Annotated in this window: 11 protein-coding genes; all 11 read left to right on the top strand. The window is 70.0% G+C overall.

Features of this window, described 5'->3' with window-relative positions; translation table 11 throughout:
* Nucleotides 1-33: 33 nt before the first annotated feature.
* The 11 genes from RZ84_RS09585 to RZ84_RS09535 all read left to right on the top strand — a co-directional run bounded on the left by RZ84_RS09585 (nt 34) and on the right by RZ84_RS09535 (nt 11,580).
* Entirely contained in the window at nt 34-1,524 is a 1,491-nt protein-coding gene (locus RZ84_RS09585) for a UDP-N-acetylmuramoyl-tripeptide--D-alanyl-D-alanine ligase (RefSeq protein WP_043263951.1), read from the top strand.
* Nucleotides 1,525-1,529: 5 nt separating this feature from the next.
* Entirely contained in the window at nt 1,530-2,594 is a 1,065-nt protein-coding gene (gene mraY / locus RZ84_RS09580) for a phospho-N-acetylmuramoyl-pentapeptide-transferase (protein ID WP_043269480.1), read from the top strand.
* Between the two features lie 38 nt (nt 2,595-2,632).
* A complete protein-coding gene (gene murD, locus RZ84_RS09575; protein ID WP_043269478.1) occupies nt 2,633-4,096 on the top strand; it encodes a UDP-N-acetylmuramoyl-L-alanine--D-glutamate ligase in 1,464 nt (487 codons plus the stop codon).
* 58 nt (nt 4,097-4,154) lie between these two features.
* Nucleotides 4,155-5,507, top strand: a complete 1,353-nt coding sequence (gene ftsW, locus RZ84_RS09570; RefSeq protein WP_043263950.1) for a putative lipid II flippase FtsW — start codon at nt 4,155-4,157, stop codon at nt 5,505-5,507.
* A 6-nt stretch (nt 5,508-5,513) separates the two neighbouring features.
* Entirely contained in the window at nt 5,514-6,605 is a 1,092-nt protein-coding gene (murG, locus tag RZ84_RS09565) for an undecaprenyldiphospho-muramoylpentapeptide beta-N-acetylglucosaminyltransferase (protein WP_043263949.1), read from the top strand.
* 22 nt (nt 6,606-6,627) lie between these two features.
* The gene (locus RZ84_RS09560) at nt 6,628-7,443 is read left to right on the top strand and encodes a cell division protein FtsQ/DivIB (RefSeq protein WP_043263948.1); all 816 of its coding nucleotides are present in this window, start codon (nt 6,628-6,630) and stop codon (nt 7,441-7,443) included.
* A 282-nt stretch (nt 7,444-7,725) separates the two neighbouring features.
* A complete protein-coding gene (ftsZ, locus tag RZ84_RS09555; protein WP_043263947.1) occupies nt 7,726-8,967 on the top strand; it encodes a cell division protein FtsZ in 1,242 nt (413 codons plus the stop codon).
* Between the two features lie 13 nt (nt 8,968-8,980).
* Nucleotides 8,981-9,745 carry a peptidoglycan editing factor PgeF gene (gene pgeF, locus RZ84_RS09550; protein ID WP_078893656.1) on the top strand — a complete coding sequence of 255 codons (765 nt, stop codon included), beginning with the start codon at nt 8,981-8,983 and terminating at the stop codon, nt 9,743-9,745.
* Nucleotides 9,742-10,476, top strand: coding sequence for a YggS family pyridoxal phosphate-dependent enzyme (locus RZ84_RS09545; protein ID WP_043263945.1), 735 nt, complete (start codon nt 9,742-9,744; stop codon nt 10,474-10,476). Before pgeF ends, RZ84_RS09545 begins: the two co-directional genes overlap by 4 nt.
* Nucleotides 10,477-10,599: 123 nt before the next feature.
* Entirely contained in the window at nt 10,600-11,220 is a 621-nt protein-coding gene (gene sepF, locus RZ84_RS09540) for a cell division protein SepF (RefSeq protein ID WP_043263944.1), read from the top strand.
* A gap of 66 nt (nt 11,221-11,286) precedes the next feature.
* Nucleotides 11,287-11,580: a YggT family protein gene (locus tag RZ84_RS09535; RefSeq protein WP_043263943.1), complete on the top strand. Its 294-nt coding sequence runs from the start codon at nt 11,287-11,289 to the stop codon at nt 11,578-11,580.
* Nucleotides 11,581-11,616 lie beyond the last annotated feature (36 nt).

Here is an 11,616-nt window from a genome sequence, read left to right as displayed (position 1 = left end):
TTGGCACCTCCTGCACGGTTCCGGGGGTGAACTGTGATCTCCCTGTCGCTCGCCGAGATCGCGAGCATCGTCGGCGGACAGCAGCACGACATACCGGACCCGGGCCGCGAGGTCACCGGGCCGGTCGTGACGGACTCCCGTGCGGTCCGCCCCGGTGGCCTGTTCGTGGCGTTCGCCGGTGAGCGCGTCGACGGCCACGACTTCGCCGCCGGCGCGGTGGAAGCCGGCGCCGCGGCGGTGCTCGCCGCCCGCCCGGTCGGCGTCCCGGCGATCGTCGTCGACGACGTCGTCGCAGCTCTCGGCGCCCTGGCCCGCGCCGTCGTCGAGCGGCTGGGCACCACCGTCATCGGCCTCACCGGCTCGGCCGGCAAGACCAGCACCAAGGACCTGATCGCCCAGCTCCTCCAGCGGCACGGCCCCACCGTGTGGCCGGAAGGCAACCTCAACAACGAGATCGGGCTGCCCCTCACCGCGCTCCGCGCCGATGCCACCACCCGCCATCTCGTCCTGGAGATGGGCGCCCGCGGCGTCGGCCACATCCGCTACCTCACCGAGCTGACCCCGCCCCGGGTCGGCGTGGTCCTCAACGTCGGCACCGCGCACATCGGCGAGTTCGGGGGCCGCGAGCAGATCGCCGAGGCGAAGGGCGAACTCGTCGAGGCGCTGCCCGCGGCCGAGGAAGACGGGCCCGAAGGGCTTCCGCCGGAGGGTGGTGCCGGGCGACGGGCGGGCGGGGTGGCGGTGCTCAACGCCGACGACCCGTACGTCCGCGCCATGGCCTCCCGTACGAAGGCCCGTACGGTCCTCTTCGGCGAGTCCGAGGACGCCGCCGTACGCGCCGCGAATGTCCGGCTCAACGGCCTCGGACAGCCCTCCTTCACGCTTCACACACCCTCCGGGTGCAGCGATGTGACGATGCGGCTGTACGGTGAGCACCACGTGTCGAACGCGCTCGCCGCGGCCGCCGTCGCCCACGAGTTGGGCATGCCCGTAGACGAGATCGCCACCGCGCTCTCCGAAGCCGGCACGCTCTCCCGCTGGCGGATGGAGGTCACCGAGCGCGCGGACGGCGTGACGGTCGTCAACGACGCCTACAACGCGAACCCCGAGTCCATGCGAGCGGCGCTGCGTGCGCTGGTCGCCATGGGCGCCGCCGGCAAGGCGCAGGGCGGTCGTACGTGGGCGGTGCTCGGTGAGATGGCCGAGCTGGGCGGGGAGTCGCTCGCCGAACACGACGCGGTCGGGCGGCTGGTCGTCCGGCTCAACGTCAGCAAGCTCGTGGCGGTCGGCGGCAGGGAAGCGGCCTGGCTCGACATGGGCGCCAAGAACGAGGGTTCGTGGGGTGAGGAGTCGGTGCACGTGTCCGACACGCGGGCGGCGGTCGACCTGTTGCGCAGGGAGCTGCGACCGGGAGACGTCGTGCTGGTGAAGGCGTCCAGGTCGGTGGGCCTGGAGCGGGTGGCCGCGGCATTGCTGGCCGACGAGGGCGTGTCCGGCGCTGAGGGCGGAGCCGCGTCCCGATGAACTCCATGAAGCAGATCCTCTTCTCCGGAATGATCGGGCTCTTCCTGACCCTGATCGGCACCCCCCTGCTGATCAAGCTGCTGGCCAAGAAGGGGTACGGGCAGTTCATCCGCGATGACGGCCCCCGCACCCACGGCAGCAAGAAGGGCACGCCCACCATGGGTGGCATCTCCTTCATCCTGGCCACGATCATCGCCTACGTCGTCACGAAGGTGATCACCTCCAGCGATCCGACCTTCTCCGGCGTGCTGGTGCTCTTCCTCTTCGCCGGCATGGGCCTGGTCGGCTTCCTCGACGACTACATCAAGATCGTCAAGCAGCGCTCGCTGGGCCTGCGGGCGAAGGCGAAGATGGCCGGACAGCTGATCGTCGGCATCGCCTTCGCGGTGCTCTCGCTCCAGTTCGCAGACCTCCGCGGCCAGACCCCCGCCTCGGACCGGCTCTCCTTCACCCAGGACTTCGGCTGGCAGATCGGCCCGGTGCTCTTCGTCATCTGGGCGCTGTTCATGATCCTTGCGATGTCCAACGGCGTGAACCTCACCGACGGCCTCGACGGCCTGGCCACCGGCGCCTCGGTGATGGTCTTCGGCGCGTACACCTTCATCGGCATCTGGCAGCACCAGGAGTCCTGCGCCAACCTGATCACCGCGGGACCCGGCTGCTACGAGGTACGAGATCCCCTCGACCTCGCGGTCGTCGCCTCCGCCCTGATGGGAGCCTGCTTCGGCTTCCTGTGGTGGAACACCTCACCCGCCAAGATCTTCATGGGCGACACCGGCTCGCTGGCCCTGGGCGGCGCGCTCGCCGGTCTGGCGATCTGCTCCCGCACCGAGCTGCTGCTGGCCATCCTCGGCGGCCTCTTCGTCCTGATCACCATGTCCGTGGTCATCCAGGTCGGATCCTTCCGGCTCACCGGCAAGCGGGTCTTCCGCATGGCGCCACTCCAGCACCACTTCGAATTGAAGGGGTGGTCCGAAGTCCTTGTGGTGGTCCGGTTCTGGATCATCCAGGGCATGTGCGTGATCGTGGGCCTGGGCATCTTCTACGGCGGCTGGCAGGCGGCGAAGTGACCGTGTACCAGCCGCAGGACTTCCACGACTTCGCGGGGATGCGGATCACCGTGGCCGGTCTCGGCGTGAGCGGCGTCCCCGCCGCCCGCGCCCTGGCCGGTCTCGGCGCCCGCGTCACCGTCGTCAACAGCAGCGACGGCGAGCGCGAACGGGCCCAGGCGGCCGAGCTGGAACAATGGGCAGCGGCGCGAAGCGCCTCCCGGGAGGGTGGTGGGCGACGGGCGGACGTCACCGTCCGGCTCGGCGACGGGGAGACCCTCCCCGAGGGCACCGAACTGGTCGTCACCACCCCCGGGTGGAAGCCGACCAGTCCGCTCTTCCTGGCGGCGGAGCGGGCCGGTGTCCCGGTGTGGGGCGACGTCGAACTGGCCTGGCGGCTGCGCGGCCGGGCCGGCGGAAAAGCAGCGCCCTGGCTGGCGGTCACCGGGACCAACGGCAAGACCACCACCGTCCGGATGCTGGCCTCGATCCTGACGGCGGCCGGTCTGCGGACCGCCGCCGTCGGCAACATCGGCGTCCCGCTCGTCGACGTGGTGCTCGGCGAGGGCCGGGAGGACGGCACGTCCTACGACGTCCTCGCCGTCGAGCTCTCCAGCTACCAGCTGCACTGGGCACCCTCGGTGCGGGCGCACTCCGCGGCGGTCCTCAACCTCGCCCCGGACCACCTGGACTGGCACGGCTCCATGGAGGCGTACGCCGCCGCCAAGGGCCGGATCTACGAGGGCAACACCGTCGCCTGCGTCTACAACGCCGCCGACCCGGTGACCGAGGACCTGGTCCGGGCCGCCGACGTCGAGGAGGGCTGCCGCGCGATCGGCTTCACCCTCGGCGCGCCGGGCCCCTCCCAACTGGGCGTCGTCGACGGCATCCTCGTCGACCGCGCCTTCGTCGAGAACCGGCACCGGCAGGCGCAGGAGCTCGCCGAGGTCTCGGACATCACCCCCGCGGCCCCGCACAACATCGCCAACGCCCTCGCCGCCGCGGCCCTGGCCCGAGCCTTCGGCGTCCCGGCCACCGCGGTACGCGACGGGCTGCGCGCCTTCCACCCGGACGAGCACCGCATCCAGCACATCGCGGACATCGCCGGCGTCAGCTACATCGACGATTCCAAGGCCACCAACACCCACGCCGCCGAGGCGTCGTTGGCGGCGTACGAGCACATCGTGTGGATCGCCGGCGGACTGGCCAAGGGCGCGACCTTCGACGAACTGGTCCAGAAGTCCGCCGAGCGGCTGCGCGCAGTGGTCCTCATCGGCGCCGACCGGGCGCTGATTCGCGAAGCCCTGGTGCGACACGCCCCTGATGTCCCGGTGGTCGACCTCGACCGGACCGACACTGGGGCGATGTCCGAGGCCGTACGGGAAGCGACCCGGCTGGCCGAGACCGGCGACACGGTGCTGCTGGCGCCGGCCTGCGCGTCGATGGACATGTTCGTCAATTACAACAAGCGGGGCGACGCCTTCGCCGACGCGGTGGGCGAACTGGCCGCCAACGGTCACTAGACGTTTCTCCCCGCTGCCGTCGCTGCCGGCGGCGAGCGCACCCGTGGAGGGGACGAGGATGACCGCCCGATCGGCGAGACCGGCGCAGCCGCGCCCGGTGCGCCGGACCCCCGCGACGGTGCGCCCGCCGCGCGGCAGCCGGACCCCCGGCGGCCCGCGCGGGCTCTACCCCCGTGCGCGGCGCGCCTGGGACCGCCCACTGACCGCCTACTACCTCATCCTCGGCGGCAGCCTGCTGATCACCGTCCTCGGACTGGTGATGGTCTATTCGGCGTCCCAGATCAAGGCCCTCCAGTCCGGTCTGGCACCGTCGTACTTCTTCCGCAAGCAGCTGCTGGCGGCCGTCCTCGGCGGCGGGCTGATGCTGCTCGGCGCCCGAATGCCGGTCCGGCGGCACCGGGCGCTCGCCTACCCGCTGCTCGTCGGCTCGGTGTTCCTGCTGGGCATGGTGCAGATTCCGGGCATCGGGGTCTCGGTCAACGGCAACCAGAACTGGATCAGCCTCGGCGGGCCTTTCCAGATGCAACCGAGCGAGTTCGCCAAGATCGCGCTGGTCCTGTGGGCCGCGGACCTGCTGGCCCGCAAACAGGAGAAGAAGCTTCTGACGCAGTGGAAGCACCTGCTGGTTCCGCTGACGCCGGTGACCTTTCTCCTGCTCGCGCTGATCATGCTCGGCGGGGACATGGGCACCACGATCATCCTCACCGCGATCCTCTTCGGACTGCTGTGGCTGGCCGGCGCCCCGACCCGGCTGTTCACCGGGGTGCTGGGCGCCGCGGCCGTGCTCGGCGCGGTGCTGATCAAGACCAGCGCCCACCGGATGTCCCGGCTCGCCTGCATCGCCGCCACCGATCCGGGCCCCGGCGACCAGTGCTGGCAGGCCGTCCACGGCATCTACGCGCTGGCCTCCGGCGGGCTCTTCGGTTCCGGGCTCGGAGCCAGTATGGAAAAATGGGGAGAACTCCCTGAACCGCACACCGACTTCATCTTCGCCATCACCGGGGAGGAACTGGGGCTGGCGGGGACGCTGTCGGTGCTCGCCCTCTTCGCGGCTCTAGGCTATGCGGGTATCCGCGTGGCCGGACGCACGGAGGACCCCTTCGTACGGTACGCAGCGGGAGGCGTGACCACCTGGATCATGGCGCAGGCCGTGATCAACATGGGTGCGGTGCTCGGCCTGTTGCCGATCGCCGGTGTTCCGCTCCCGCTGTTCTCCTACGGAGGCTCCGCCCTGCTGCCGACGATGTTCGCCGTCGGGCTGCTGATCGCCTTCGCGCGTGACGAGCCCGCCGCGCGGACGGCCCTGGCCGCGCTGGCGAAGCGGAAGCCGGTTTTCGGCAGAAGGCCGGCCGGGGTGAGATGGAAGACGATGAGACGGCGCCTCAAGAAGCGGCCGTCCGGAGAGCGGTGAATTTCGGTGCATGTCGTACTCGCCGGTGGGGGGACCGCCGGCCACATCGAGCCCGCGCTCGCCCTCGCGGATGCCCTGCGCAGGCAGGACCCGACCGTGGGGATCACGGCACTCGGCACGGAGAAGGGCCTGGAGACCCGCCTCGTCCCCGAGCGCGGTTACGAGCTCGGCCTGATCCCGGCGGTACCGCTGCCCCGTAAGCCCACCCCCGAACTGATCACCGTCCCCGGACGGCTGCGCGGCACGATCAAGGCCGCCGAGCAGATCCTGGAGCGCACCAAGGCGGACTGCGTCGTCGGCTTCGGCGGCTACGTGGCACTGCCCGGCTATCTGGCCGCCAAGCGGCTCGGGGTGCCGATCATCGTGCACGAGGCCAACGCCCGCCCCGGCCTGGCCAACAAGATCGGCTCGCGGTACGCCACCTTCGTCGCCGTCAGCACCCCGGACAGCAAGCTGCGCGGCGCCCGCTACGTCGGGATCCCGCTGCGCCGCACCATCGCGACCCTGGACCGCGCCGCGGTCCGCCCCGAGGCGCGCGCCGCCTTCGGCCTCGACCCCAACCTCCCGACCCTGCTGGTCTCCGGTGGTTCCCAGGGCGCCCGGCGGCTCAACGAGGTCATCCAGGCCGCGGTCCCGGCGCTCCAGCGTTCCGGCATCCAGGTGTTGCACGCGGTCGGCCCGAAGAACGAACTGCCGCATGTGGACAACATGCCCGGGATGCCCCCCTATGTCCCGGTACCGTACGTGGACCGGATGGATCTTGCGTACGCCGCGGCCGACATGATGCTCTGCCGCGCGGGCGCGATGACCGTCGCCGAGTTGTCCGCCGTCGGGCTCCCGGCCGCTTTCGTCCCGCTGCCCATCGGCAACGGCGAGCAGCGGCTCAACGCCCAGCCGCTGGTCAACGCCGGCGGGGGCCTGCTGGTCGACGACGCCCAGCTGACCCCGGAGTGGGTGCAGGGCAACGTGCTCCCGGTCCTGGCCGATCCGCACCGGCTGTACGAGATGTCCCGCGCGGCCTCCGAGTTCGGCCGCAGGGACGCCGACGAACTGCTGGTCGGCATGGTGTACGAGGCGATCGAGCGGCGTAACAAGTAGCGAACGAGAGAAGGCGGAGAGCGTGGCCGGACCGACCACCGCCAGGCGCGGCGAGAAGAAGTCAGCGTCCGGCCGGCCCGCTTCTCCGCCGTCGCGGTTCGGGCGCTTCCGGTTGCCGCGCCTCGGGCTGCGCCGGCCGGGCCGGCGCGGTGTGATCATCATTGCGGTACTCGTCGTGCTGCTGGGCGGGTTCGGCGCCTGGGCCCTCTACGGCTCGGACTGGCTCCGGCTGGAGCGCGTCAAGGCCAGCGGTACCGACGTTCTGACGCCGGATGAGGTCGTCGCCGCGGCAGCCGCCCCGATGAATGCTCCGCTGGTCTCCGTGGACACCGGCGCGGTGGAGCGCCGGCTGCGCGCGAAGCTGCCGCGCATCAAAACCGTTGACGTCAGCCGTTCCTGGCCGCACACCCTCGGTCTGAAAGTGACCGAAAGGACCCCGGAACTGCTGCTGCAAACGGACGGAAAGTTTGTGGAAGTGGACGGCGAGGGCGTCCGTTTCGCCACCGTGAGCGCCGCGCTCAAGGGGGTTCCGCTTCTGGAAATGACCGCTTCCGACTCCCCGGGCATGCGCCGGTTCGGAACGGACCGATTGCTGCGTGCCGCGGTCGGCGTCGCCCGGGAGCTCCCGGCGGCCGTGCGCAAGGGTGTCCGCAAGCTCCGCGTCAGGTCGTACGATTCCGTGACCGTCGAACTCACAGGTGGCCGCACGGTGATGTGGGGCAGCCCCGACGAGGGTGCCGAGAAGGCGAAGGTGCTGGCCGCGCTGCTGAAAGCGGCACGTGACGCGCGCCACTTCGACATCTCGGTTCCCAGCTCCCCTGCGGTGTCGGGGAGTTGACGTACGTAGCCGCAGGCCAGCACCCTGGATGGCTACGACTATGGGTGATCACATAGGGTGAAAAGAAAAACGGGAGGTTCGGCGTGTTCGTTGAACGCGCGCGCCTTGTCGACTTAGTGTCTCGTTCCAAAGGGACCCAGGGAACCAGGAACGCAGGCACGGTAACCCTAAACTTCAGGGTTAGGGTTCGGCTCGGCAAAACGGACCGTCCCTTCGGCATCAGTCGGCGTCCACACGCAATGTGCGGCGACGACACGTAAATCGAGGCGAGAGGCCTTCGACGTGGCAGCACCGCAGAACTACCTCGCAGTCATCAAGGTCGTCGGCATCGGCGGCGGTGGCGTGAACGCCATCAACCGGATGATCGAGGTCGGGCTCAAGGGCGTCGAGTTCATCGCGATCAACACCGATGCGCAGGCGTTGCTGATGAGCGACGCCGACGTCAAGCTCGACGTCGGCCGCGAAATGACGCGCGGACTCGGCGCCGGCGCCAATCCGGACGTGGGCCGCAAGGCGGCCGAGGACCACCGCGAGGAGATCGAGGAGGTCCTCAAGGGGGCCGACATGGTCTTCGTGACCGCGGGCGAGGGCGGCGGCACCGGCACCGGCGGTGCCCCGGTCGTCGCCAACATCGCCCGCTCGCTGGGGGCCCTGACGATCGGTGTGGTCACCCGGCCGTTCACCTTCGAGGGACGCCGTCGCGCCAACCAGGCGGAGGACGGCATCGCCAGCCTCCGCGAAGAGGTCGACACCCTCATCGTGATCCCCAACGACCGGCTGCTGTCCATCTCGGACCGCCAGGTGAGCGTGCTCGACGCGTTCAAGTCCGCGGACCAGGTGCTGCTGTCGGGTGTCCAGGGCATCACCGACCTGATCACCACCCCGGGTCTGATCAACCTCGACTTCGCCGACGTCAAGTCCGTGATGTCGGAGGCCGGATCGGCGCTCATGGGCATCGGCTCGGCGCGCGGCGACGACCGCGCGGTGGCCGCCGCGGAGATGGCGATCTCCTCGCCGCTCCTGGAGGCGTCGATCGACGGCGCCCGCGGTGTGCTGCTCTCCATCTCCGGTGGCTCCGACCTCGGTCTCTTCGAGATCAACGAGGCGGCGCAGCTGGTCAGCGAGGCCGCGCACCCCGAAGCCAACATCATCTTCGGCGCGGTCATCGACGACGCGCTGGGCGATGAGGTCCGGGTCACCGTCATCGCCGCGGGCTTCGACGGCGGTCAGCCGCCGGCCCGCCGCGACGCGCAGCAGACCGCGATGCCGGCCCCGAAGCGCGAGGAGCCCGCCCCGGCGGCCCCCAGCCGTCCGGTCGCGCCCCCGGCCGAGCCGCGCCCGGCGGCCTTCGGCGGTCTCGGCGCGGTCCCGCCCGTACGGGACGAGGCCCCGGCCACCTCCGAGACCTCGTCGCTGGGCGAGGTCCCGGCCCCGCCGGCCGGCGGGGCCTCGGTTCCCCCGGCCCGTCCGTCGTACTCGGACTCCGCGGCCGAGGAGCTGGACGTCCCCGACTTCCTGAAGTGACCGAAGCACCGAAGTGATAGGGCAACAGCACCACGAAAGCGGCGCGCACTTCGCCTTCACCGACAGGTGGGGCGGGGTGAGCGCCGCTCCGTATGAGCAGCTCAATCTGGGCGGCGCGGTCGGCGACGACCCCGCCGCGGTACGCGCCAACCGCGAACGCGCGGCGAAGGAACTCGGCCTCGACCCGGCCGCGGTGGTCTGGATGAACCAGGTCCACGGCCGGGACGTGGCGGTGGTCGACGGCCCCTGGCGGGATGCCGACATCCCGTGCGTGGACGCGGTGGTGACCACGCGTCGGGGTCTCGCGCTGGCCGTGCTGACCGCCGACTGCACCCCGGTCCTGCTCGCCGACCCGGTCGCCGGGGTCGCGGGCGCCGCGCATGCAGGTCGGCCGGGCCTGGTCGCCGGGGTCGTCCCGGCGGCCGTCGCGGCGATGGCCGAGCTGGGCGCCGAGCCGTCCCGGATGCTCGCGTACACCGGGCCGGCGGTCTGCGGGCGCTGTTACGAGGTGCCGGAGGCGATGCGCGCGGAGGTCGCCTCGGTGGTCCCGGAAGCATGGGCGACGACCAGCTGGGGGACTCCGTCGGTGGACGTCACCGCGGGTGTCCGGGCCCAACTCGCCACCGCCGGCGTGCGGTTGCGTGAGGATTCCCACATCTGCACCCGGGAGTCGGCGGACCACTTCTCTTATCGGCGGGACCGTACGACGGGGCGGCTCGCGAGCTACGTATGGCTCGGGGACGGCCCCGGCCCGAGGCCGGGAGGGGCCGCGCTGTGACGGACGACCGGAGAACGCAGCTGGCCGACAACCTGGCGCGGGTGGAGGATCGTATCTCCACAGCCTGCGCCAAGGCCGGCCGGCCGCGCGACGAGGTGACGCTGATCGTCGTCACCAAGACCTACCCCGCGAGCGACGTCCGGCTGCTCGCGGAGCTGGGGGTGCGTCAGGTCGCGGAAAACCGCGATCAGGAGGCGGCAGGCAAAGCCGCTGAATGCGCTGATTTGCCGCTGACTTGGCACTTTGTTGGTCAATTGCAGACCAACAAGGTACGGTCCGTGGCCCGTTACGCCGGGATTGTCCAGTCGGTCGACCGGCTTCGGCTCGTCACCGCACTGTCCCGGGAGGCGGTACGCGCCGAGCGGGAGCTGGGCTGCCTGATCCAGGTGGCACTGGACGCCAGGCCGAACCGGACCGGACGGGACACCGCCGAACGCGGCGGCGTGGCACCGGAAGGTGTGGCCGAGCTCGGCGACGCGATCGCGGCGGCCCAAGGGCTGCGACTGGACGGTGTGATGACGGTCGCACCGCTGGCCGGCCCGTATGCGGGCCGCCAACTCGCCGCTTTCGAGCGGTTGATGGAAATCTCATCCGACCTGCGCGCAACCCATCCTGCTGCCAACATGGTGTCAGCAGGTATGAGCGCGGACCTCGAAGACGCCGTTGCGGCCGGAGCGACACATGTGCGCGTCGGCACTGCGGTACTCGGAGTCCGACCACGGCTCGGGTAACGTCGCCAAGCAAGTCGGACCACAGCACAAAATATGGTCATTCCCGCAGAAAGCGGGCAGGCCGAGTGGATCCAAGGCCCCCGGTTACGGAGGCGATCCACCACAGAGCGGAGGACGCAGAGAATGGCCGGCGCGATGCGCAAGATGGCGGTCTACCTCGGCCTCGTGGAGGACGATGGGTACGACGGCCGGGGGTTCGACCCCGACGACGAGTTCGAGCCCGAGCTTGACCCGGAGCCCGATCGGGGGCGGCGGCAACAGCATCAAGTACCCGCCGAAACGCGCCCGGAACGGGAGGAACCGGTCCGCGCCGTCACGCCTCCTGCGCAGCGTGAACCCGCCCCGCTCGCCGCGGAAAGCGGACGACCCGCGCGTATCGCCCCCGTGGCGTCCATCACACCCGACCGTCCGAATCTGGAGAAGAACGCACCGGTGATCATGCCCAAGGTTGTGTCCGAGCGGGAGCCGTACCGCATCACCACACTGCACCCCCGGACCTACAACGAAGCCCGTACCATCGGGGAACACTTCCGTGAGGGCACTCCGGTGATCATGAATCTCACGGAGATGGACGACACCGACGCGAAGCGACTTGTCGACTTTGCGGCCGGTCTGGTCTTCGGACTGCACGGCAGTATTGAGCGGGTGACGCAGAAGGTGTTCCTGTTGTCGCCTGCTAACGTCGATGTCACGGCGGAGGACAAGGCCCGTATCGCAGAGGGCGGGTTCTTCAACCAGAGCTGAGACGCAACACCGGGCACACCGAGGCCATAAGGTCAGCACAGGAGCAAGGGGAGAGGGACGCGCGAGATGAGTATCGCTGGTCAGGTGATCTATATCGCGCTGTACTGCTTCCTGATCGTGCTGATCTTCCGGCTGGTGATGGACTATGTGTTCCAGTTCGCCCGTTCATGGCAACCCGGCAAGGCGATGGTGGTGATTCTTGAGGCCACCTACACTGTCACCGATCCGCCACTCAAGCTTCTGCGGCGGGTCATTCCGCCGCTGCGTCTCGGGGGCGTGGCGCTCGACCTGTCCTTCTTCGTATTGATGATCATCGTCTACATCCTGATCACCGTCGTGAGGTCGGTGTTGTTGGTGTGAACGATACGGTCTTGCCGATTGCCGACGACTACGTTG

This window comes from Streptomyces sp. CT34 (assembly GCF_000805335.1).
In the GTDB taxonomy this organism is placed as follows: Bacteria; Actinomycetota; Actinomycetes; order Streptomycetales; family Streptomycetaceae; genus Streptomyces.
This window is presented reverse-complemented; position numbering and strand designations above follow the sequence as displayed.